This window comes from Shewanella aegiceratis (assembly GCF_019457495.1).
Classification (GTDB): Bacteria; Pseudomonadota; Gammaproteobacteria; order Enterobacterales; family Shewanellaceae; genus Shewanella; species Shewanella loihica.
The window spans coordinates 1,461,710-1,485,772 of sequence record NZ_CP080416.1; the positions used below are offsets into that span (position 1 = coordinate 1,461,710).

Annotated in this window: 19 protein-coding genes; 11 read left to right on the forward strand and 8 right to left on the reverse strand. The window is 50.2% G+C overall.

Annotated elements, in window-relative coordinates; all coding sequences use genetic code 11:
* Positions 1 to 139: 139 nt before the first annotated feature.
* From K0H80_RS06475 to K0H80_RS06505, 7 genes are all read left to right on the forward strand, one after another.
* Positions 140 to 1,696 carry a cytochrome ubiquinol oxidase subunit I gene (locus tag K0H80_RS06475; RefSeq protein ID WP_220073471.1) on the forward strand — a complete coding sequence of 519 codons (1,557 nt, stop codon included), beginning with the start codon at positions 140 to 142 and terminating at the stop codon, positions 1,694 to 1,696.
* A gap of 15 nt (positions 1,697 to 1,711) precedes the next feature.
* Positions 1,712 to 2,851: a cytochrome d ubiquinol oxidase subunit II gene (cydB, locus tag K0H80_RS06480; protein WP_220073472.1), complete on the forward strand. Its 1,140-nt coding sequence runs from the start codon at positions 1,712 to 1,714 to the stop codon at positions 2,849 to 2,851.
* 14 nt (positions 2,852 to 2,865) lie between these two features.
* Complete coding sequence (gene cydX / locus K0H80_RS06485; RefSeq protein WP_011865106.1) at positions 2,866 to 2,982, forward strand: cytochrome bd-I oxidase subunit CydX; 117 nt, start codon at positions 2,866 to 2,868, stop codon at positions 2,980 to 2,982.
* An 808-nt stretch (positions 2,983 to 3,790) separates the two neighbouring features.
* Positions 3,791 to 4,300 carry a hypothetical protein gene (locus K0H80_RS06490; protein ID WP_220073473.1) on the forward strand — a complete coding sequence of 170 codons (510 nt, stop codon included), beginning with the start codon at positions 3,791 to 3,793 and terminating at the stop codon, positions 4,298 to 4,300.
* Positions 4,301 to 4,333: 33 nt separating this feature from the next.
* Positions 4,334 to 4,921, forward strand: a complete 588-nt coding sequence (locus K0H80_RS06495) for a hypothetical protein (RefSeq protein WP_220073474.1) — start codon at positions 4,334 to 4,336, stop codon at positions 4,919 to 4,921.
* 107 nt (positions 4,922 to 5,028) lie between these two features.
* The gene (locus tag K0H80_RS06500) at positions 5,029 to 5,832 is read left to right on the forward strand and encodes a restriction endonuclease (protein WP_220073475.1); all 804 of its coding nucleotides are present in this window, start codon (positions 5,029 to 5,031) and stop codon (positions 5,830 to 5,832) included.
* Positions 5,833 to 5,924: 92 nt separating this feature from the next.
* Positions 5,925 to 6,407: a hypothetical protein gene (locus K0H80_RS06505; RefSeq protein WP_220073476.1), complete on the forward strand. Its 483-nt coding sequence runs from the start codon at positions 5,925 to 5,927 to the stop codon at positions 6,405 to 6,407.
* A gap of 540 nt (positions 6,408 to 6,947) precedes the next feature.
* Here the strand turns inward: K0H80_RS06505 and K0H80_RS06510 are convergent.
* From K0H80_RS06510 to K0H80_RS06520, 3 genes are all read right to left on the reverse strand, one after another.
* Entirely contained in the window at positions 6,948 to 8,951 is a 2,004-nt protein-coding gene (locus K0H80_RS06510) for a methyl-accepting chemotaxis protein (RefSeq protein ID WP_220073477.1), read from the reverse strand.
* 190 nt (positions 8,952 to 9,141) lie between these two features.
* Complete coding sequence (locus K0H80_RS06515; RefSeq protein WP_220073478.1) at positions 9,142 to 12,213, reverse strand: efflux RND transporter permease subunit; 3,072 nt, start codon at positions 12,211 to 12,213, stop codon at positions 9,142 to 9,144.
* 3 nt (positions 12,214 to 12,216) lie between these two features.
* Positions 12,217 to 13,335, reverse strand: coding sequence for an efflux RND transporter periplasmic adaptor subunit (locus K0H80_RS06520; protein WP_220073479.1), 1,119 nt, complete (start codon positions 13,333 to 13,335; stop codon positions 12,217 to 12,219).
* 142 nt (positions 13,336 to 13,477) lie between these two features.
* On the opposite strand from K0H80_RS06520, the gene K0H80_RS06525 reads away from it, so the two are divergent.
* Positions 13,478 to 14,089, forward strand: a complete 612-nt coding sequence (locus tag K0H80_RS06525; RefSeq protein WP_220073480.1) for a TetR/AcrR family transcriptional regulator — start codon at positions 13,478 to 13,480, stop codon at positions 14,087 to 14,089.
* 256 nt (positions 14,090 to 14,345) lie between these two features.
* Positions 14,346 to 15,260, forward strand: a complete 915-nt coding sequence (locus tag K0H80_RS06530) for a TonB-dependent receptor (protein ID WP_220073481.1) — start codon at positions 14,346 to 14,348, stop codon at positions 15,258 to 15,260.
* 149 nt (positions 15,261 to 15,409) lie between these two features.
* Here K0H80_RS06530 and K0H80_RS06535 read toward each other — a convergent pair whose 3' ends face one another.
* The 3 genes from K0H80_RS06535 to K0H80_RS06545 form a co-directional block, all read right to left on the reverse strand.
* Positions 15,410 to 15,982, reverse strand: a complete 573-nt coding sequence (locus K0H80_RS06535; protein ID WP_258406191.1) for a chalcone isomerase family protein — start codon at positions 15,980 to 15,982, stop codon at positions 15,410 to 15,412.
* Positions 15,983 to 16,015: 33 nt separating this feature from the next.
* The gene (locus K0H80_RS06540) at positions 16,016 to 16,495 is read right to left on the reverse strand and encodes a DUF2947 domain-containing protein (RefSeq protein ID WP_011865117.1); all 480 of its coding nucleotides are present in this window, start codon (positions 16,493 to 16,495) and stop codon (positions 16,016 to 16,018) included.
* 108 nt (positions 16,496 to 16,603) lie between these two features.
* Entirely contained in the window at positions 16,604 to 19,084 is a 2,481-nt protein-coding gene (locus K0H80_RS06545; protein ID WP_220073482.1) for a motility associated factor glycosyltransferase family protein, read from the reverse strand.
* 431 nt (positions 19,085 to 19,515) lie between these two features.
* Between K0H80_RS06545 and pseB the strand changes: the two genes are divergently transcribed.
* Positions 19,516 to 20,514 (forward strand): UDP-N-acetylglucosamine 4,6-dehydratase (inverting), encoded by a 999-nt coding sequence (gene pseB / locus K0H80_RS06550; protein WP_011865119.1) that lies wholly within the window; start codon positions 19,516 to 19,518, stop codon positions 20,512 to 20,514.
* Positions 20,514 to 21,680, forward strand: coding sequence for a UDP-4-amino-4,6-dideoxy-N-acetyl-beta-L-altrosamine transaminase (gene pseC / locus K0H80_RS06555; RefSeq protein WP_220073483.1), 1,167 nt, complete (start codon positions 20,514 to 20,516; stop codon positions 21,678 to 21,680). The genes pseB and pseC overlap by 1 nt, the downstream gene beginning before the upstream one ends.
* On the opposite strand, the gene K0H80_RS06560 is transcribed toward pseC, so the two are convergent.
* Both K0H80_RS06560 and K0H80_RS06565 read right to left on the reverse strand, forming a co-directional pair.
* On the reverse strand, positions 21,664 to 22,869 hold the full coding sequence (locus K0H80_RS06560; RefSeq protein WP_220073484.1) for a class I SAM-dependent methyltransferase: 1,206 nt from the start codon (positions 22,867 to 22,869) through the stop codon (positions 21,664 to 21,666). The genes pseC and K0H80_RS06560 overlap by 17 nt on opposite strands.
* Entirely contained in the window at positions 22,870 to 24,060 is a 1,191-nt protein-coding gene (locus K0H80_RS06565) for a class I SAM-dependent methyltransferase (RefSeq protein WP_220073485.1), read from the reverse strand. It lies immediately after the preceding gene.
* Between the last annotated feature and the right edge of the window lie 3 nt (positions 24,061 to 24,063).

A 24,063-nucleotide genomic window follows, 5' to 3' on the forward strand; every position in this document is an offset into this window, starting at 1 on the left:
GGCAAAAAGTTAAAATTTGGCGGTTTGTGAGACTCGGGTCTGACAAATTACTTGAATAATAAAATTCCTAAATAGGCATTTTTCCGGGTTGATGGGGATCTAACCTTGAAGAATGATCGCACCACCTAAGGAGTCACTGATGATTGTTGAAGAGGTTGTAGAGCTCTCGCGCTTACAGTTTGCGCTGACAGCTATGTATCACTTCCTGTTTGTACCTTTGACCTTGGGGCTGGCGTTCTTGCTGGCCATTATGGAATCACTCTATGTGATGACCAATAAGCAGATCTATAAAGATATGACCAAGTTCTGGGGTAAGCTTTTTGGTATTAACTTTGCCCTGGGCGTAACCACAGGTCTGGCGATGGAGTTCCAGTTCGGGACTAACTGGTCATACTATTCTCACTATGTGGGTGACATCTTCGGTGCGCCACTAGCTATCGAAGGCTTGATGGCCTTCTTCCTCGAATCTACCCTGGTGGGTATGTTCTTCTTCGGTTGGGACAGATTCAGCAAGCGTCAACACCTGGCGGTGACCTGGTTGGTTGCGCTGGGATCGAACATGTCGGCGCTGTGGATATTGGTCGCCAACGGCTGGATGCAGAACCCAGTCGGTAGTGTGTTCAACTACGAAACCATGCGTATGGAGATGACCAGCTTCGCCGAAGTCCTGTTCAACCCGGTAGCGCAGGTGAAATTTGTTCACACAGTGGCTTCTGGTTATGTGGCCGGCGCCATGTTTGTCCTGGCTATCAGCTCTTACTACATCCTAAAGAAGCGTGATCTGCCGTTTGCCCGTCGCTCATTTGCCATCGCGGCAAGCTTTGGTATGGCGTCTATCCTGTCGGTCATCGTACTGGGTGACGAGTCAGGCTATAAGGTGGGTGAGGCCCAGCGCGTTAAGCTAGCGGCTATCGAAGCCGAATGGCACACAGAACCTGCACCAGCGGCCTTTACCGCTGTGGGTTTCCCGAATCAGGAAACCATGCACACCGATTACGCCATCAAGATCCCATACGCCATGGGTATCATCGCCACCCGTTCTATCGATGAAGAGGTTACCGGTATCCGCGACCTTATCGTCGAGCACGAGGAGCGTATTCGCAACGGTATGAAGGCTTACGCCATGTTGACCGAGCTGCGCGCCGGCAAGGAAACCCCTGAGCTGCGTGCCGCCTTCGAAGAGGCTAAAGTCGACCTGGGTTATGGCCTGCTGCTGAAGCGTTACACAGACAATGTGGTCGATGCGACAGAAGAGCAGATCAAGGCCGCGGCTAAAGACTCTATCCCATCGGTTGCGCCTATGTTCTGGAGCTTCCGCGTGATGGTTGGCCTAGGTGTAATCATGCTGTTCGTGTTTGCGGCAGCCTTCTGGCAGAGCACACGTCATCAGATCGAAGAGAAGCCTTGGGTACTTAAGGCGGCGCTATACAGCCTGCCACTGCCTTGGATCGCCATCGAGTGTGGTTGGTTCGTGGCCGAGTACGGTCGTCAGCCTTGGACCATCTCCGAGGTGCTGCCAACCTTCATGTCGGCGTCTAGCTTAACGGCTGCGGATCTCTGGTTCAGTATCATCTCTATCACGCTCTTCTACACAGTCCTGCTGGTGATTGAGCTGTTCTTGATGATCAAGTTTGCACGTAAGGGACCTAGCAGTCTCAAGACGGGCCGTTATCACTTTGAAAACCTAGAAGCTTAAACCGGAGATCTGATTATGTTTGATTATGAAATATTAAGATTTGTCTGGTGGGCGCTGATTGGTGTGCTGTTCATCGGATTCGCCGTCACCGACGGTTTCGACATGGGCGTGGGTGCTTTGCTGCCTATCATAGGTAAGGATGATACCGAGCGCCGTATTATGATCAACTCGATTGCCCCCCACTGGGACGGCAACCAGGTATGGTTAATCACAGCCGGTGGCGCCCTGTTTGCCGCCTGGCCTATGGTATACGCGGTCTCTTTCTCTGGCTTCTATGTGGCCATGATGTTGGTGCTGTTTGCCCTGTTCCTGCGTCCCGTGGGCTTCGATTACCGCTCTAAAATCGAAGATCCAAGATGGCGTAAGGCTTGGGACTGGGCGCTGTTTGTGGGTGGGTTCGTACCGCCGCTCATCATAGGCGTTGCCTTTGGTAACCTGCTGCAAGGCGTGCCGTTTAACTTCGACGAGTACCTGCGCGCAACCTACCACGGTGGTCTGTTTGGCCTGCTGAATCCATTTGGCCTGCTAGCCGGTCTGGTGAGCGTGTCGATGATCATCATGCAGGGCGCCTCTTGGCTACAGATGAAGACAGAAGGTGAGCTGCGCGTACGTGCGGCGACGGCGACCCAGGTGGCTGCGGCCCTGGTTGCTGTGCTCTTCACCCTGGCCGGTGTATGGCTGGCCAATGGTATCGACGGTTATGTGGTCACCTCGACCATCGACACCCACGGCGCATCTAACCCAGCCCTTAAGACGGTTGCGGTAGAGGCGGGTGCCTGGCTTGCTAACTACGACAAGTATCCAGTGACCATGCTGTTCCCTATTCTGGGTATTGCCATGCCTGTACTGGCGCTGCTGGCGAGTCGTTTCAACCGCTCTGGTTTCGCCTTCCTGTTCAGCTCACTGGCAGTAGCCATGGTGATCCTGACTTGCGGCGCGGCCATGTTCCCGTTCGTGATGCCATCATCACTTGAGCCAAACGTGAGCCTGACCATGTGGGATGCCACAGCGAGCCACATGACTCTGACTGTGATGACCTGGGCGGCCGCGATATTCGTGCCTATCGTGCTAAGCTACACTATCTGGACTTACTTCAAGATGTTTGGTCGCTTGAACCGTAGCTACATCGAAGACAACAAGACGTCACTTTACTAACAGGAGCCGACACTATGTGGTATTTTGCTTGGATATTAGGCATTTTGCTGGCGTGTTCTTTCGGTATCATCAACGCCTTGTGGTTAGAGAATACTGAGAACATGGATAGGGATTCAGAGCTTAAAGATTAAGCTATGAATCGCGATTGATGAGAAACCCCGTATGAGAATGCGGGGTTTTTTATTGCCCGTGTTTTGAGCGCACGGGCAAGCGGTTGGGGAATAGGTGTTGAGCTTTTGGCTGCTTGGGCATTTCTTGGGGCTTTGAAGGTCGTACCTTCACTGTTATTTATCGCCTGCCCGGCGGGGGATGAGGAGTCATTAAAGGTTGTTACATCTGCCCGTATTGGTATTTGGTGGGTATGGAAGGCCGTACCTTCATGGCAACCTAACGCCTGCCCGGCGGGGGATGTGCAAACACGTTTTTGGCACGCTGTGAATATATCCCTATACGCTCCACGGCGGCGTCCATGCCGCCGAGGGCCAAAAACGTGTTTACACCGGCATCTCAACGTCTCTTCGATTTGGCGGCATTGGTGTGTTTAAGGAGTAAAAGTTGACTTGAGTATGACCCAAAGTTCTTAGAAAGTTGTCGGCTGAGCAGTAACGAATGGGCTTTCTAGCCTAGAAATTTTTATCGCTACACCCGCGTGATGTAATTCACTACTCCTCAACCAAAAAACTGGATAACTATACAGTCATATTCAAATCACAAGAGTTTTGAACGATTTTTATCCTGTATTTGTGCGCGTTTTCTCATTTCGGTATAAATAAATGACTTTAAAATTATATGCTTACAGTATTCGTTAATTAGATAATAGGTTTGGAAAACGCGCATGCGCGTTTTTCCAGATGGTATATTTGGCAAAATGCTGATAAGTTCATTACATACAGATAGTTAGCTTTGCGTGTTTTCACTGGTCCAACGAGGTAAACGCGCATGCGCACTAATAAAATGTTATGTTTCTTTATGAAAATTCGACATCGTAATCTCATATATTTATTACTGATTTCAATCGCTAGTGTTTCTCATGGGATAGAATTAAGTTTTGCTCCAATTCATGGCAAGTTTGATTATGGATTTGGCAACTTTGTGTTTGGAGTTTTTGGTTTTTCAGCAATGTCTGTATTGGCTTCATTAATTAATATATGGCTGAAAAAGCCTGCAAATTATTGGGAAATGCCAAGCGTTGATATGAGATTCTTTAGTTCTAGATCCCCGTTGGTGATGTTTGTCGGGCTTGGTTCAATATTTTCTGTAGTATCCGTATCAGCACTTATAGGCTATTTCATTGAAGTAGGTTCGATTAGCTCAGCGTATCTATTCTTTTTAATGGGTGGTGTCATTTGCTTCATAACAGCAGGTATCAACTATTTGGTGTTTAAATCACATTACGAGAAACATAACAATCAAATGCAGCCGAAGCCAAACAACGGCTCGGCTGATTAGGGCGTTAGGTGAATTAAAGCTTCGGAAAGAAATATGGATTGGTTAACCTTTTTCTCAAAAATAGTAGATTCAATCGCATGGCCGACAGGCATTGTGATTGTAGTGCTAATCCTAAAAAAGCCTTTGGGCTCGCTATTGCCTTTACTAAGAAATCTTAAGTATAAGGATTTAGAGTTAAGCTTTGGCGATGAGTTGAAGAAAATTGAAGACAAGGCAAATAAAGTTTTATCCGCTGAGAAAAAGCCAAAACAAATTGCCAAAGAGCCTGTGAAGAGAGACTCTTCAGAACTAATAAAAGAATCAAAACGCCTATTTGAAGACTTTCCTGATCCAGCAGTCGCTGTAGCATGGTCTGCGGTGGAAGCTGAGCTACTAGCGGCCATTATGAGAACGGCAAGCTCGCCTGATTACCCTCCCAATAACTCACCTATGAAGAATGCTCGATTTTTACAAGATGCGGGTTATCTAAAGTCTGATAAAATTGATTTATTAAAGCGCATGTCAAATCTACGCAACATGGCGGTTCACGGTGGTGGAATGCCAATCACAATAGATGATGCCCGAGAGTTTATTGCTCTCACAGAGTGGATAGTTAAAGACTTGAAAGAGATAACGCGATGACCTCACCTAACAAGGCGCTCAAAATCGGTCGCTTCGCTCCCTGGGACCTTCGCAGCTACGCTGCTTCGGCCCTTTAGCGCGGCGTTAGGCATTCACAACGATCAATCATGAAAGAATCGAATAATAAAAGATATAAGAATCCAGATAACGATCCAAATGGACCATATGTTTGCACGAATCTAACAGCACCGTATTACCAGCCTTCCCTCAGGTATGAGTGGGGTGGAAAGCTTCCACCCGAAGGAAGGAGTTGGATGTATTCGAAGGAAAGAGCGGAGCAATTAGAAGCAGAAGGGCGGATTAAATTTTCCGCTAGTGGGATGCCAACATTAAAACGATATTTGAAGGATATTGAAGAGGCTGTTGATACACAATTAGACTCACCCAGCAAGACAAACCTCACAATTATTGTTCGAACAGCAATGAAGGCAATTGCACTAGAAATATCGAAGAACCCAGCATGTTTACGTGAAGTAGAGTGGCGAGACCTGGAAAGGGTGTTTAGGGAGGTATTCGAAGCGATAGGGTTTTCTACCGAGTTAACGAGATCTGGTAAAGATGGCGGGTTTGATCTCAGGCTTTGTACGATTGAAGATAGCAAAGAGAAAGTATTTCTAGTTGAAGTTAAGCACTGGATATCCAGTGGCCAAAAACCTGGTGATTCTGTGTTATCTGCTCTATTCGATGTGGTTGCATCCGAGACGACTAATGACACCAAGGGATTGATTCTTTCATCTTCGGGGTTTACCAAAAAAGTTTTGAAAGGTAGGTCGGAATTAGAGCACTACCCAGTTCGCCTTGGTGACGAAAAAAAGATAGTTTCATTATGCAAAAACTATCTTGAAACTACCGAAGGTTTATGGATTCCAGAGATTGAGTTATCAGAAGTCTTATTAGATGGTACATTTTAGAAAAAGCCTAACAAACGCATGTTGTCGGACTGGTTTTCCGCTACGCTCAAAACCAGCCGCAAATGCGGGCGTTATATTACTAAAATTGAATCGTGCTAGGTAGGAAGGAAATTGTCGGTTTTAAAGTTGGTAAAACTTTGGCTGATAGTCGCGATTTAAGAGAAATCGAGATTTGGGTGGCAGGTGTTCTGGTCACGCAAAGAGATGGTATCGCACATATTCCTAGTTTATCGGGAATTGCTTTTTCCGAATCAGAAAAAGTTAGAGACTTCGCAAGATTCAATCATTATTTTCACGGAAAGGATGAGAAAGAGATACACAAATTCATTCTTGGTACTCGCATTTCTGACTTTGACTTCAAAGATTCAGATGAAATATTTGCCGAGCATCAGGTTTTTGATTGGGGCCCAAACACAGATTACGTAATGTGTTTTCTTGTGCCTTACCGTGAAAAGTTGTTCATCACAATCTCCTTAGATGACGAGAAAGAATCGGAAATTCAATCAGTCGAAATTGATGAAGACTCATTAAGAGAGCTCCTTTTCAATTTCAGCATTGCATTGAGCAGGTCTTAAGATATCAAGCCAATAATGCTTTGGGGGGAATTGGCTCGGCTCCTCTGTCGCAAAGTGTAGCTAAGCATTTATAGGCCCTCTGTTGGAGGGTTACACATATAAAATTTAATTCGAATCTGATGAAGCCGCGTTAAGAATCTAATTTGCTTTTTCCAAGTATGATTTTGTTTTGATTGTCTATGGATATCAAATGCTGTTCAATCGAAGAGACAGATAATCAGGTGTAAACACATTTGTGACCTTCCGAGGCATGGATGCCGAGGTAGAGCTCACAGGGAGGTGCTCGTAGCGTGTCACAAATGTGTTTGCACATAAGGCCTGCGGCAGGCAATTAGTACACCATGAAGCTATGGATACAGCATACTCTCCAATGACTCGTACGGGTGAAAGTTTGTTCTTTATCTCTAGCCACAGCACTTCAATCATTAAACCAACAAGAGCCAATACTAGCTAAGTAGACTCAGCTACTGCTATGTCAGCCAGACATAAAAAAGCCGCTTGATAGCGGCTTTTTTCGTTGAGATGAGCGTTAGCCAGAAGCTATGACTTAAACACGCTGATCTTCTGTTTGATCTCGGCGGCGATGTGGGAGAGGTTTTGGGCGGCGTCGACTGTGTCGCCGGCGCGCTGTTCGCCGTCGCGGGCGAGCTCGGTGATCTCATGCAGATTGCGGGTGATCTCGTCGGCCACGGCGCTCTGCTGCTCTGTGGCACTGGCGATGCTGCTGGACGCTATGGCCAGCTCCCCTATGCTGATGGTGATCTGGTTGAGGTTAGTTGCGGCCTCCTGTCCCTGGGCGGCGGAGGCGGTGCCCAGCTGGTGGCTCTGGCCCATCTGCTCGGCGGTGAGCTTGATCTGCTGCTGCAGCTGAGTGATGGTCTGGCTGATCTCTGAGATCGAGGTCTGGGTGCGCTGGGCCAGGGTTCTCACCTCGTCGGCCACCACGGCGAAGCCGCGGCCCTGTTCACCGGCGCGGGCGGCCTCGATGGCGGCGTTGAGTGCCAGCAGGTTGGTCTGTTCGGCGATGCTGTTGATCACCTCGGTGACCTGGCTTATCGCCTCGCTCTCTTTGCTGACGTTCTCGACGCTCATATGGCTGGCATCGAGCTGTTCGCTGAGTTTGCCAAGGTCCTGCACCAGCTGATCGAGCTGCTGGTGGCCGTCGCGTGAGGCGTTGTCGACCTGCTGGCTCTGGCTGGCGCCTTCGCTGGCGTGGTTGGCCACGTCGCGCACCGAGGTGGACATCTCTTCGATGGCGGTGGCTATCTGATCGGTCTGCGCCATCAGCTGCTGGGCCTCTTCGCCGTTGAGTCTGGCCACTTCCTGGGCGCTGCTGGCCTGCTCCTCAAGCGTATTGACCGAGGCGCGCAGGGCGCCGACCAGCTCGCGCAGGCTCAGAGCCATCTGGCGGGCGGCGTGGGTGATTCTGTCGACCTCGTTGTCTGTGTCTGGGCTGACCTGATCGAACTCTTGAGTCAGGTCACCCTTGCCGAGCTCGGTGAGCTGGTGCTGCAGGTGACGCAGCGGGCGCAGTGTCTTAATCAGCACCATGGAGAGCAGCAGAGTGATCAGCAGCACGCCCACGGCGGCGACGCCGGCATTGATGCTCAGCAGTTTCAGGCTCTCTTCGTTCAGCTCACGTTTCTTGGCCTGACCGAGCAGGGTCCATTGCCAGCCGGGGATGGTGACGGCGTAGGCGTACATGGGCTCTTTGTTGCCATTGAGGTATTCGCTCTCCTGGCCGCCGCGTTTGGCTTGTTCTATTGAGAGGCCGTCGAGTATCGCCTCGGTCAATATGGTGCCTGACTCTTGGTTGGGCTGGGCGATGATGGCGTTGTCCACGTTGCGGATCAGGGTGAAGTAACCCGACTCCTCCAGCTTGAGCTGGTTCATGGAGCGTTGCAGCTCGGTCAGCGCCTCTGAGATATCGAAGCCGATATAGAGTATGCCTATGATGTCACCCTGTGGGCCCGTGATGGGGCGATAGACTGTCATATAGTCTTTGCCAAACAGTCTGGCGTAGCCTTCATACTCTTTGCCTGCCATTAGTGCGTCGTAGCCTGGGTGCTTCTTTCCCAGGTAGGTGCCCAGGGCGCGTTTGCCGTCGGCTTTTTTCAGCGAGGTGGAGATGCGGATAAAGTCGTCGCCGTCGCGTACGAAGACGGTGGCGTTACCGCCGGTGAGGTTGGAGTAGCGATCCACCTTACTTTTGGAGGCGTTGATCTGTTCGCGCTCGTGCACCAGCGCCGGGGTGGGCTTCCCCATGACCATGACGGTCTTATCTGGCTTGAAGAATTGACCTGGGTACATGGCTCTGAGCACGTCGGCGTTGCGTCTGGCGAGAGACAGTAGGCTGTTGTACTCGAGTTCAATCAGGTCGGCGGTGCTGTGCATTTGCGCTTTTACGGCCGTCTTACCTTTATCTTCCAGCACGTTGGCGGCTGTGATGTAGGAGACGCTGCTGAGAATGGCAAATACGACGACGGTGAGGATCAGGGCAAGTGCGCCTATCTGTTTGGCGATAGGCCAGTTTTTATAGTTCATTATGGTAATCCACCTTGTGGTTAGACTGTCGCTAATGTAACTAAGGTGGTGCGAGATTGTTTTGACGCAGGTCTATTTCGGTAAAGGAAAAATTGCCTCAGGCCTCGGCAATTAGTCTAAATATGCACTGGATCACCCTGGGCGGGCGAGCCAGTGCATCTTGTGATTAGAGAGCTGACAAGGCTGCTCTCTAGCTGGGCTGCAGTGCGGGCACGGACGCCGCCTGGCGCTTGATCATCAGCAGCTGGTACATGGTTGGCACCCAGACCAGCGACAACAGGGTGGTAAGCGCCGTGCCGCCAGCGATGGCGATAGCAAACGGTGGCCAGAAGCCACCACCTGAGATGATCAGTGGCAGGAAGCCACCTATGGTGGTGATGGTGGTGGAGCCGATATGGCGGCCGCAGCTGCTGACCACTGCCACTATGGCATCGATACTCGCCTCTCGCCTGTCTGGCATATCCTCAAGCTCGGCAAGGATCACGATGGCGGCGTTGATCGCCAGACCCATCAGGCCCAACAGGCCGATGATCACAGTAAAACCGAAGGGATAGTTAAACAGGTAGACGGCGAGTAGGCCAAGGCCTGCCGACTGCACTGCGCTCAGCAGTATGATGCCGGTGAGGCGGAAGGAGTTGAACGACAGCACCACGGTCGCCAGCAGCAGGGTGATCACCAAGACTATGTTGGACAACAGGTTACCCACGGCCTCGTTACGCTTGGCGCTCTCGCCGCCCACCTCGATGCGATAACCGGCGGGTAGGGTGAGGGCGTCGATGCTCGTCTTGGCCTGATTGAGCACCTGTTGGGGCAGCACATCGCTCTCCAGGTAGGCCTCTATAGTGTTGACCCGCTGGCCGTCACGTCTGGGGATGGCGCCCAGGCTGACGTCGATACGGCTGCTGGCCAGTGCCGAGAGCGGGATGCCGACGCCGTTGCTCGACAGCAGGTTGATCTGTGACAGCTCGGTCTGCTGTTCGCGCATCAGATCTTGGGTGCGTACCCGGATCGGCAGCGACTCCGTCTGCTCCAGTATGCTGCCGCCGTTGATGCCGGTAGTGGCCATCTGGATCTGGTTGGCGATATCCGTCAGGCTCAGGCCGCTCATCTTGCTGGCATCTTCGTTTACCTGAAACCACACCTTAGGCGCGCCGGCGCTCAGGGTGGCGCGGGTGTGCAGCACGTGATCTGTGGTGATCAATATTCGCCGCACCTCATCGCCTATCTCTCTTAAAGTATCTAAGTTGTGGCCGTAGATGCGCAGCTCAACGGGGGCGTTAAAGGGCGGGCCCTGCTCCAGCTTACGCACCAGGATCTGCGCCTCGGGGAACTCGGTATCGAGCTGTGTCTGCAATCTTGGGATCAGCTGGTTGGCGCGTTCGAAGTCGGCAACCTTGATCATCGCCTGGGCGTAGTTAGCCGCCCCCTGCTGACGCTGCAGCAGGTTGTAGTAAAACGAGGGCGCATTGCCGCCAATCACCCAGTCGAGTCTCTGCATCTCGCCGGTGGCCCTGAGCTTGGCATCGATACGCTCCACCAGGGCGCGGGTGTTTTCGATACTGGACTGAGGCGCCAGGTGCACCTCTATCTGGAACATGTCTCTGTCTGACGGCGGGAAGAATTGCTCCGTCATCTGCCCCGAGGCGATAAAGCCAGTTATGGGCAATATGCCTATCACCACGCCGGCCAACAGGGGGCGCTTGAGGGCGATATGCAAAGTACTGCTAAAGGCGCGGGCGATAATGGGGAAGTTGACCCCGCGCTGATACCAGTGAGTGGCGTCGCCCTCGGCGCCGAAGCGGCCGGCGAAGCCGGCGATCAGTGTATGAGAGATGAGGTAGGAACCCAGCAGGGCGAAGATCACCGAGATAGCGATGCCGCCGACAAATTCTCCCGCGGCCCCCGGCATGAGGATGATCGGGGTGAAGGCCAGCATGGTGGTGATGGTAGAACCCGCCAGTGGCAGCCAGAGATGTTTGAGGGTCTCGCCGACGGCGCTGAGGCGATCCAGTCCCTGGCGGCGACGCTGGGCGATGGCATCGACGATGACGATGGCATTATCCACCATGATCCCCAATGCCACCACCAGGCCGGTCACAGACATCTGATGAATCGGCAGGCCGACATACTTCATGCAGGCCAGGGTAAAGAGGGCGGTCAGCGGCAGCGACAGGGAGACGATCACCGCGTTGCGTAGCCCCAGGGTCAGCATGAGCACCACCAGAATGATGATGAAACCCAGCAGCAGGCTGGCGATCAGGTCACTCAGGCGGGTGGTGGTATAGCCTTCTTGATCGAACAACCACTGGATCTCCACGTTGGAGGAGAGATCCCTTTGCACCTTCTCGACTACGCGATGCACCTGTTGCAGCCAGAGGTCGACCCGGGTGTTGTTGAGCATGCGCGCCGATACCATGATCCCCTGGGCCTGCTCTATGAGCGCGATGCTGGCGGCGGGTGTCTTGGGCTGGCGCTGCACGCTGGCGACCTCGCCCAGGCGTATGATCTGACCGTTTTCATCTACCTTGAGTGGCACCTGTCTGATGCGGGTGACAGAATCCAGCTCGCCTGAGACCTCGACCAGGGCACGAAAGGCGTCGTTGGTGATCTCACCGGCGGACACCTTAGTATCGGCGTTAGCCAGGATCTGGGCGATGGCGGCGGCGCTGAGTCCGATGCGGTTGACGTTCTGGGCGTCGATCTGCACCAAGATCTCTTCGGTGGGGGCGCCATAGAGTTTCACGAAGTCTGTGCCCGGGATCAGCCTGAGCTGGCTCTGTAGCTCCTTGGCGTAGCGGTTGAGGATATCCTGGCGTGGCTCGCCCGCGCCTTGCCAAACCAGGCCGAGGATGGCGGTGTTGGCATAGCCCAGCTGATCATCCAGCAGGGCGTTTTGCGCCGCGGGGGGCAGCAGGTTCTTGGCATCGTTGATGAGGTCCCTGGCCCTTGACCAGACGGGGTCTGTCTCTGTGATCCTGTCTTTCAGCTCTAGCTGGATGACGGAGATCCCCGGGCGTGAGGTGGACTGCACCAGTTTTAGCTCTTCCAGGCGTCTGAGTTGGTTCTCCAGTACCTCGGTGACCAGGGCTTCGACCCGCTCTGCCGAGGCGCCCGGATAATGGGTGACCACAGAGGCGAAGCGGTTGGTGATGCTGGGATCTTCCATGCGGGGCAGGCTGGTGATGGCGCCAAGGCCGGCGACGATCAGCAGGGCGATCACCAGGCTGGCCAGACGACCATTTTCGACTAAGGCTTTTATCATGACTTACCTCGTCGCCACTTGGGTGTTGAGCATAACGCGCTCGCCCACCACCACCTTGTGTAGGCCCTGGGTGACGAAGCGCTCATCTTCGCTTATTGCCCCCTGGATGAAGGCCTGATCGCCACGGGTGTAGAGGATCTCTATGTCGCGCCGCTCGATAAGGTATTGATCCGGTTGCTGTTCGACCAGCACATATAGGTTCCACAGGCCGCGAAGGCCGTCGGTGAGCGAGGAGATGGGCACCCAGAAACCGGCGGTGTCGACTGTCTTGTTGTAATGCAGGTAGGCCAGCTCGCCGTTGATCACCTTGGCATCGGTAGGCAGGGTCAGGCGCACCGGTACGGTACGTGTCACAGGATTGACCTCGGCGCCTATGCCGGCCACAGTGGCGAGATAGGGAGTCTCTTTCACCGTCAGGGTCAGCTGCTGGCTGTCTTGCAAACTCTGCGCGAGCCCTACGGGCACGCCGACGATGGCCTGGGGATTGTTGTGTTGGATCAGGGTGAAGAGCGGCGCGCCCAGGGCGACCACTTCGCCTAAGTTGTTGTTACGTTTGGCGATAATACCATCAAATGGCGCGACCAGGGTGGACTTGGCGATCCGCAGCGTGTTGGCCTCAATCGCTGCGCGCAGACGCTGCTCGGCCGCCTGCAGGCTACTGAGTTGTCCCTTGAGTTCGTCCAGTTGCTGGGCCGAGGCGTAGCCCTGTTGTTTCAGTGCCTGGCTGCGCTTGAGGGTGCTCTGGGCCAGCTCTCGGTCGGCGCGGTTTTGCGCAAGGCTTGCCTGCAGCTCGCGCTTCTCGGCTTCAAGCAAGGAGGTGTCCAGCTGGGCCAGTAGGTCACCCTGTTTGACGTGATTACCACTGTCGACCGCCAGGTGTTTTATCTTACCCGCCAGCTCGAAGCCGATGGCCGTGGTATTGCCGGCGCGTATGTTGCCGGTAAATACCTGCTCTGTGTCATAGCTGATCGAGCGGATCAGGCGCTGACTGGAGACCTTGGGGAAATGTTCGCTGTCGAGGGCGCTGCTGGTGGACTCATCCTGTTGGCAGCCACTGGCCGCGAGGCTAAGGCTGCTCCATAACAACACTCTGGCGAGGGACTTGGCGGTAAAGATCGTCATACTGATACACTTCCGTGGTTAACAGTTGGTGAATAAATCGTTAAACTAGACTTGTTAGTCTAATTTGCAAAAACTGGACTGTCTAGTCTAGTTTGTGTATAAATATGTCGTGATAAAAATGAAGACCTTATAGGACGTTTCAATGGTACAAACACCCCTTAGCCGCAGTGAACAGAAGAAGGCGCAGATATTACACGCCGCGATTGAGCTCTTCTGTGGGCAAGGATTTCCCAATACCAGCATGGATGAGGTCGCGAAGTTGGCGGGTGTCTCTAAACAGACCGTCTATTCGCATTTTGGCAGCAAGGATGATCTGTTCGTTGCATCAATCGAATCTAAGTGTGTCGTGCATCAGGTGACGGCTGAGCTGTTTACCAGCCCACAGGATCCTGAGCAGGCGCTGCTGCATTTCGGTAACTATTTTGGCGAGATGATAGTATCGCCCGAGGCGATAGAGGTGTTTAAGACCTGTGTGGCCCAGGCCGATACCCACCCGGAAATTTCGGCGCTGTTTTTTAATGCCGGCCCGGAGTTTCTGCTCAATCTGCTGGAGAATTATTTCGAGCAGGTGGAGAAACTCGGCGAGTATCATTTTGGCAATCTGCGCCATGCCTCGGTGCGTCTGTGTATGATGCTGTTTGGCGAGATGCGCCTCAAGCTAGAGCTAGGCTTACCGATCGAGGATCTGGTTGCTAAGCGCCCGGCCTACATTAAAGAGACGGTGAGCATGTTCCTGCGTGCCCATCGGGTTTAGGCGCTGGCAATTTTAGTTCAGAGCGCGGCTTTAATCAGAGTTTTGGCCGCGCTTTTAGTAACAAAGCTAGCCGTTTTTGAAGGGAAAGTGATCTTTTCGCCAGTCTGGTCGTACTAAGCTTGAGTGTACTAATTTTAAGATTGGAATTTGGTCGGGTGCCTAATTTAGTCAGGTGCCTAATTTAGTCGGGTGCCTAAGTTGCTACCGGGCAGCCGGCCAAACCTTAAGCCCAACTGAGTAGCCCTAGGGAGAGGGTATGAAGCCAAGCCTATTATCTCGCAATAAGATCAACGCCCTGGTTTTAGGGTTAACCTGTCTGACGGTCGTTTCCGCCCAGGCGGCCCAAGGGGGAGCGCGACAGGCGTCGCCCCTGACCCTGTCGGTATCGCGCATCGGCGTCGGTGAGGCCGATGTGGGTGACAGCGGCCTGGCATTGCAGCGCGACACCTGGCTGTTCGGTGCCAAGACCAGCTTTGCCCTAAACAGGCAATGGTCGCTCAGTGCCAATATTAGTTACGACAGGCTGGATTATGACTGGAGCGGCCGCGGCGCCTCACTGCTGGGTGGTAATCTGGCGCTCTGGTCCAATGTGGACAGGTATGGGGTTGGCCTGGGGGGTAGCTTTCGTCCCAACAATCGTTGGCTGTTCATGCTGGCGCCTAAGCTGCAGTACGCCTATAGCGAGGGCACCTCATCGTCCAATGCCCAAAGTTATGGGGTGGTCGCCTCAGGCATGTATCGCTTCAATGGCGGCAACATGTTGGGCCTAGGTGTTGCCTACCTGAACGATATCTCAGAGGTGAGAACCTTGCCTTATCTGGCGGTGAACTGGCAGATAACCGACAAGCTTAAGCTTGCCAATCCCTTCTCGGCAGGCTTTAGCGGCCCCGCCGGCCTGGAGCTGAGCTATCAGTGGTATGACTCGCTGGATGTTGGCATCGGCAGCTCGAAGCGCACCCAGAGATTCTTGGTGAAAGATGAAGATGTGACCCTGGAGATAGACGAGTGGGTTGGCTTTGTCAGGGCGGGCTGGCAGGCGAGCGAGCCTCTCAAATTTGATGCCTATCTGGGCTATTTCTTCAGTGGTGAGATAGAGCTCTCCTCGCCGAAAACCCAGGAGTCGCTAGAGAATCAGCTGGCACTGGCGTTTTCCGCCCAATATCGATTCTAGGGTGCCGCTTAAGAATCAGAAAATGCGATGAATAAGAGAATGTGATGAACACAAAAATGGCCTGAACATACCGTCAGGCCATTTTTTATGATTTTTCAGTTAGCTGTCATTGAGCTTTCAGTTAGCTATCGACTAGCTTTAACTCTTGCTTAATCACCTAACATGGCTTTTTTGAGGCTCTTTTGCGCCGGCTTATCGCCCAGCCAGATCTTCAGCAGCGCCTTACGAAAGGCCTCACCTTCGACCGTTGCCTGTTTTTCGCCATTCTTATAGGCGGTGACGCCAAGATCTTTTACTGCCTCTAAGGTAAATTGATCTCCCTCGGCAATCGGCGCCGAGAAGAGGGCCATGAAGGCATCTATCTGGGGCTGAATCGCCTGAGGTTCGCCGTCTGTGGCATCGTCGAAGCCGTCGATGATCGCATCTTGCATCTTCTCTGAGGTGATCATGCCTGAGACGATATTCAAGCGAATCGCGACCCTAGGGGCGTTGAGTACGCTCTCCAGCGTTTGGCTCGGGCTCTGGGTGTATAGGCTGCCCACATAGAGATCCATAAAGAATTTGCTGCGAATGCCGGCGCCGTTAAGCTGCAAGGCTTGTTCGCTTAGGATTATCTCATCGGCAAGGGGCACATCTGCCAATGTCTTAGCGGCCAGAGGAGTGCTGAGTATGGTACTGGTCACGGCGCTGATAAGGAGCAGTTGGCGTAGGAGGGACTTCATATAACCTCTTATTAATTAATGTGTAAGTGGCAGTTAGCCGCGTTTACCCAGCTGATATTGACCACTCTGATGGAAGAAGGCGGCCTGTTTCTTCTTGGGGGCGATCAGCAGTGGGCCGTCATCGAAGAAGAGAAAACACTTCCAGTTGCGCACGAAGACGTCCCAGCGGGTCTCGATGATCTGATACTTGTCGTAGCAGAAGTAGACTTGCGTCTCGTCTTGCCAATCGAAGTGGTTCTGAAACAGCTCGGGCAGGGCGGGGGAGTCGCTGTCCCAGGCGCTCTGCCAATGATCGGTTTCCTGCCAGGCATCGCCCTTAGCGGCCCAGTCGCCCTTGGCAAACTGCTCGCTGCGGCTGCTCTTGTTACTCACCCACTGGTTCCACACCGTCATGGATGACTTCTGGTCCAGCGGCTTGATGCAGGCCTTGTCTTCATCTGTGACGGGGAGATCTTTATGGTTAAAGATCCATTTGCGTTTGTATTGTTCGAGTGGGATATAGGTGTGCGCCACAGGGCCTCGCTATCGGCTGTAAGTTATTAACGCCAGACATTATACGGCGTGCCACAGCACAAGGGAAACGGCGCCGCGGGATAATTCTGCCCTCGGCACCGAAAAAGCTTAGGGCGTAAGCTGCCCGAGGTAGTTGAGCGCCGCCTGATTATGCTCATCCAGCATGAGGACGTTTTCGAAACAGGAGATGGCGCCGTCAATCTCACCTGCCTGGGCGAGAAAGATCCCCAATTTTAGCATCACAGGAATGTCCTGGGGATATTTATCTAAGTAATCGAGGTAGACACCCAACGCCGCCTGAGGATCGCCACTCAAGTTCAGCGCATGGGCATACTGGGGCAGATATTCGTCACTGTACTCAACTATCTTGGCATAATGCTCGAGTGCCAGCGGGAGGTTATTGAGCTGCAGAGAAAGCTGGATGGCGAGTTTATGCTCGGCCTCTTGAAAATCATTCTCAGGGATCTTCTGTAGCGTTTCTAGTGCCAACTCGGGTTGGTTTTCCAGCATGTATTGATAGCTTAAAGCGAGAAAATGCAGGCGATTGACCTCGGGATCCGTTTGAATAAAAGGCGCCGTGTATTGTGCAATTTTGGAGATACCCAGCAGATGCTTGTTGTGCAGCAATATCTGTAATTTTTTAAAGGCGTTTTCGATAAAGGGGACGGGGGCGTCATCTGTATCATCGATGAACTCTTTAACGACAAACTGTTCAAGATAGATCTCTTCACTCTTCTTAAGAAGCGATTTTTGGTCAGCCGACAAGGCCTCATAAGCTTGGGGGTGTTGCCGTTGCCAGATAATAGCTCGTCCCCACTGCATATCATTGTGCCATTGCTGACATAAGGCACTTATGTCGCAGTCTGGTTTTTCCTCTTCGAGTCTTGAGTGGAGGCGTATGATGGCATCATCAATTAGCCGCGCTATCTCTTGGGCAATGCTCTCAAATGCCGAGTAGTAGATTCGGGTATGTTTGTTGACATCTTCCTGGGACCAGTCTTGATCTTTTTTGGTTGAGAAGAAATGTGAAAATTCATAGTAGCCATAGAATTTGATGAGGTTGGCTAGATCTGGGTATTTTTCATTGATTCTCTGTTCGAGTTTTTCGAGTTTCTCCGCTTGAATTGCTATACGCTCAGGCGTCTTGGCAATCTCCAGTTTGCCTATGATGCTATGAGCCTGTTTTAATTCAGCATTAAGCAATGTGAGTTTCTCTAGGTGAGATTCAATTTCCGTTAAGGTGTCTGCTAGATAGCGCTGCTTTTCGCTTGTTGTAGTGCAGTGCTTTTGCGGTAAAAGTAGAGCGCGTTGGCTTGTGGTTAGTGGCTGGATCTCGATTTGGTCGGTAGCGAGATAGTTGACCCCTTTAACTTTCGCCGCATCAAGAGATAAGTTGATGTATTCGGTATCTGGGGTATTTCTAATTGCCTCTTCAAGGGAGGTAATGGCGTGTAGCAATTGAATTGGTGTTTCAGCCATGTCGCCGGCATTTGTTTCAACCCATTCGAACATGACTCCTATGTTAGGCCCCAGACTGGCGCCATATGTCCCTTGAGCATGGGTGACACCTGTTTGGGAATGACAGAAATCTACACCGCAAAGCAGTACCTGGCTAAAGCCCATTTCCGTGGCGATCTCTATGGCGCTGTTGGTAACTGTTGGCCCAATGGATCTTATGTTGTGGTTATCTCTCTCGTGCAGCCATGGAAGGTGATTGCCCGTATATAGAGAGCTACCTTGCCATTGACCTAAAATTTGTGGCACCACATGGTAAGAGTTGATCAATAAACTCTTATGCTCCAACTGCATAAACTCTTTATTGACATCAAAGCTGTGGGTTTGCGGATCGACGGAGACAACTATGTCGACAGAGATCTCTTGTTTGACTAGTTTGCCTACGACTCGCGATGCGGCGATGATGACTAAGTCGTCGTTGTTTTGCTTAATCCATTCTAAATGTTCATCTAGGGATGGACCTCCCCCTAACACTATACAGGTTTTATCGCGAAAGGCTTGTTTGAGTATTGATACAGGCTTTTGATTTTCACCGAGGTTTTTAAATTGCGCCTTGATGAATATTTTTTGTGTGAAACCAATGCTTTGCTCAAAATACTCGTGATCGACACTCGTTTCTACTAGTTCATTCAATGCGCAATATGCATCGAGATAGTTGCCTTCTACGGCAATGGAACGGTGAATTTTGAATTGTTTCTTAACTATGTAGAGATTGTTGTCATGGGCCGTTATTGCCTCTTGAAAATCATTCGCTGAAACGATTTGCATGTCATCTTTGAGGTGTTCAGGAATCTCTATGGTTAGCAGAGAAAGTACGTCAGCCAGCTCGACGAACAGATATTTGCTGCCTTTTGCCTGTGGTTGCGACATGAGATAGTTTGCCAGTAGGCCAGAATCCATGCCTATGATGATGTGCAGTGTATCTTCTTGCTTTAAAGCGTCCTGATATTTCTTGTTGTAAAGAGAAGCGGAGTCCAGCTTTTCAAAGGTATGTCTATTTACACTGGGTAAGTAGTACTCATTGAACTGACTGATTGCAAACGTTTTGGATATTTCTGATTGGGTGTTCTGCATTCTGGCCTCTTTGCCTTCAAAGCAAGGTGTTCGTCAAATTATTGTCAGCTAAAGTCGATGTTTTCACCAAATTTAGTCGCAAATTCTGCTTATTCGATAAAATGCGATAATTGTGCCATTAGGTTTACAAATTAGATCCTTAGGACAATTTTGTGAAAATTTGTTCAAATAGCAGACTTAGATGGCAAACAAATGAAATAAGGTTAGACAATTGACATGAAGTTACTAAGATTACAAAAGGTTAGATGAAATGTTGCAAGCGAAAAACTGCACATTTGTGAGCCTCTTGGTGATTATTCAGTCCGCATCTTAATAAGTGGTGTAATAATTGCTGTATAGCTTGCTAAGAATAAGATGACTTGGCCTCTTGGCTGTGCGAAGTTTAATACGGCGTATGATGTAAGCCGAAAAGAGGCAACTTTGGAGAGTACATGTTTAACAATAAATCGATCCTGATAACTGGCGGTACGGGCTCCTTTGGCCAGAAATATACTAAGACGATTTTAGAGAGATACAGTCCAAAGCGATTGATCATCTTATCGCGAGATGAACTCAAGCAGTATGAGATGCAGCAAATTTATAATGCGCCTTGTATGCGATATTTTTTGGGGGATGTCCGTGATGGTGACCGTATGATGCAAGCCTTTAAGGATGTGGATTACGTGATTCATGCCGCGGCCATCAAGCAAGTGCCTGCCGCAGAATATAACCCCATGGAGTGTATCAAAACCAACATTCATGGTGCTGAAAATGTGATTAAGGCTGCAATCGCTAACAAGGTAAAGAAAGTGATCGCCTTATCGACCGATAAGGCAGCAAATCCCATTAACCTCTATGGTGCAACCAAATTAGCGTCAGACAAACTGTTTGTGGCCGGGAACAACATTGTTGGCGATGGCGAGACACGCTTTTCTGCGGTGAGATATGGCAATGTAGTCGGCTCGCGGGGATCTGTGGTTCCTTTTTTTCAGAAGTTAATTAAGGAAGGGGCTCAGTCTTTACCCATTACTCACCCTGACATGACACGTTTCTGGATCACCTTACAAGATGGTGTAGATTTTGTTCTGAAGAACTTTTCACGTATGCAGGGGGGGGAGATATTTGTCCCCAAAATTCCATCGGTTCGAATAACGGATCTCGCTCAGGCATATGGCCCAGGGTTGAGCCACGATATTGTTGGCATCAGGCCCGGCGAAAAAATGCATGAAATCATGTGCCCTGCAGATGATTCCCACCACACCATTGAGTTTGACGATCATTTTGTGATCACGCCGAGTATCTCCTTTTTCGGTCGGGAGCATGATTATTCGTTAAACCAATTGGGTGAGAAAGGGAGTTTGGTTGAGCAAGGTTTTGAATATCATTCGGGTAATAATCCACATTTTCTTACCGTAGATGAGATTAAGCTATTAGACGGAGATAAGGCCTAATGATTCCTTATGGTCGCCAAGATATTTCGTCATCGGATCTCGAAACCTTGAAGCAGGTGCTGCTCAGCGACTTTTTAACTCAGGGTCCCCAGGTTCCATTATTTGAAAGTAATATCTGTAAGGCGACTGATGCGTCCTTTGCGGTAGCAGGAAACAGCGCAACCTCTATGTTGCATCTTGCATGTTTGGCTTTAGGCGTCAAAGAGGGAGATCTTGTCTGGACAAGCCCCATTACCTTCGTCGCTTCGGCAAACTGTGCTCGTTACTGCGGAGCAGATGTTGACTTTATTGATGTGGATGCCCATACCGCCAATTTGAGTATTGATGCATTAGCGATGAAGTTGGTTGCTGCAGAAAAGGCTGGTCGATTGCCTAAGGTGATAATCCCCGTACATATGGCTGGCCATAGCTGCGATATGCAGGCCCTATCTGAGCTGGTAAGGCCATATGGCATTAAGATCATAGAAGATGCAGCTCACGCTATTGGAGGTCGTTACCAAGGACGTCCTATAGGTTGCTGTGAATATAGTGATATATGTGTTTTCAGTTTTCATCCTGTGAAAATTATCACTACTGGCGAAGGCGGAGTGGCGACTACAAATGACCCTGCATTGGCAAAAACTATGGCTAGTCTTCGCAGTCATGGAATCTCTAAATTACCTCAAGAGTTGACTAGGCCTGAAGAGGGAGACTGGTACTATGAACAGGATACACTGGGTTTTAATTATCGTATGACAGATTTACAAGCAGGATTAGGCAATAGCCAGATCCAGCGATTGCAGGAATTTGTCAAACGACGTAATGAGCTAGTGCAGCGATATCATCTCTTCCTGTCTGCATTAGATATTGAGTTTATTCGGCCGAGTGAGCAGTGTTTGAGTGCTTATCACCTCTTCATCATTCGCTTGCCAAAAGAGCTTGATCGAAAGTTAGTATTTAATGCCATGAGAGCCGCCGGGATTGGCGTGCATGTGCATTATATCCCTGTATATCTACAGCCTTATTATACGGGCTTAGGTTTCAACCAAGGCCACTGTCCCGAGGCCGAATCTTATTATGCTAGCTGTTTAACTTTACCTTTGTATCCGACATTAACCGACTCAGAGCAGGACTATGTTATTGAAACTTTGGCCGCTGTGCTCGATAAGGTTAAAAGGGATCGATAACTTGTGCCGACCAACTTTGAGAAACCTGATGCATTTTTTCTCTGGTTGGTGCATATAAAGGCAACATGAAAACCGGATACCTTGTTGAGGCGATTGCCGAACTGCATCGAATAGATGAACCAACATAGGTATGTCCAGCCAGCTCATAGTCATAAAGAATGATGCTATTAGCTTGTATCAAGTCGATAAGCTCGGGATAGCTCTGGGTTAATTGGTAAAAATCACCTCCTATGCCCCATATGCCAATAGTGTCATTTAACATCAATGCTTGCTGTATCTGCTTAAACAACGAATCCTGAAAGGCATGATAATCGTTAAAACGCTTGACCACAGCGACATCGGCCCCCGAGGTCACGGGAAGGACTGTGGTAGAACTTTCTTGCGTCGTCTTACTCAGCAGTATTAATAGCCGTGGAATATCACCAGTTGTCAGTTGCTGTAAAGCGTCAATCTTTAGGCCTGCCAAGCGGGCTATTTGGGCTAATGAGTCTTTGCTGTAATAGTGAATATGTTGCCCATGAACTAGATTGGTAAAGGCCAGATGTTCAATGAAGGCATCTGGGCTGCAATCAGGCACTTCGATAAAAATATGCCCGTCATCGCTTAACATTGATCTTATCTGCGTCAGAAAGTGAATGGGATCAATTAGGTGTTCCAACACATGAGTGCTAATCGCCAAAGAGATTGGCTGGGTGACAAATTCAGCTTGCAGTGCATCAAGTTTATTAAGATCTGCACTCAGGTATTCGATGGTTTCTGATTGAATATGATTGTGAAAATCTACACTGGCTAGGGTGAGTTGCCTTTCTTTATGGGTATTTTCAATATGCTTTAATGTGGTTCCTGCACCCGCACCAAAATCTACGATATGCGCGCCATCTTGAATATAAGGAGCAATAAATTCGAGCATCTCTTCATAGGGAGATTTTTGACCATTTGGCGTTTCGCACCACATGTCGGGTTCGGCTTGGTTAGAAAAATAGAGGGAATCGAAGATACTCTGAGTGTAGGGGATTGCAACCTGAACATGATGGCACTTGGTACATTGGCCAATAGGGAAACGTAACTCTTCCCTGTTTAGCTCATCATGGCGTTTATCCCAAATGCCGGAAATTAAGGTCGCTACTAGCTCCCACGAATGCGCTTTGCACAGTTTACAGTCAGTCAGGTGTTCTTGATTGATTGTCATCTAGGCATTCCCGTCGATAAAAGGGTCAATTACATTAGGCCAGTCTCGGCTGATGACGTGCATTTTTACTCTAGTTTCAGCGAGTTGAGGCGTCATAAATACAGGATGGTTAAATTGGGGAATTTCGTCGCTGCCTAGAATGTGCTGGCGTTGTAATGCTTTACCTTTGAGAGAGTAATCAAATAATACAACCTCTCCTTTCGTTATGAGTTCGGTAAGCTCTGGGTGTTCGTTTAGCATATTATAAAAGTCAGCTCCAATCCCCCAGAGACCTACCTTACTTTGTTCATTGAGCGCTGCGTTAACCTTTCCTACCAATCGATTTCTGAGATCACGGCAGCATGATTGATAGTGAAGGATGACATCGGCGGCATTAAATAAAGAAGGAACCTGTTCCTCCAATGACGCGTTATGAGGTTCAAGTAGCATTTGTAACCTGGGGATATAGCCAGTCGTAATTTGAGCTTGCTTTACAATGGTCAATCCAGCCTGCTTAGCGGCAAAAGCCAGAGAATCTTGCGTGTAGTAATGAATGTGTTGAAGATTAACTAAATTACTCATGCCAATAGACTTTTCATCGTGACGAAGGGTGAAGTCTGGCACTTCTATGAAAATCTTTCCGTGAGGACTGAGCCTGGCTTTCAGTTCTGCTAAAAAGCTGACAGGGTCAATAACATGTTCGAGTACATGTGATGCCATGGCAAGATCAATGCCGTCAGGCCAAAGGTGATTGGATAGCTGACTAAGATCATTGAGATCGAAAGCCATATAGGTAATATCTTGCTGAGAGAATCTGTCGTTAAAATCGATACCGATTAGTTTGCTCTGCTTAGCTATATCTTTTGCTGCTGCTAACAGTTTTCCCTCACCACATCCAAAGTCCACTATGCTCGTTGGGTATTTGCCATTGAAGGCAAAGTCAATCATCTCCTCGTAGGGACGTTCACTGCCTACCAATGATTCGTGCCACATTACGGCTTCTTGGGATGAATGAAAGTAGAGTTTCTCAAATAATTCCTTGGTGTAAATCAGGCTCACTTGCACGTGTCCACAGGATTGGCATTTCCCCAAGGGATAATTGGAGTTTTGCCGTGAAAGCTGTTTGCTGTCCTTATCCCATATGCCAAAGGAGATCGCAGAAAATATCAGCCAATTCTGTTGTTTACAAAGTTGGCAATGCGCCTGTTTCATAAC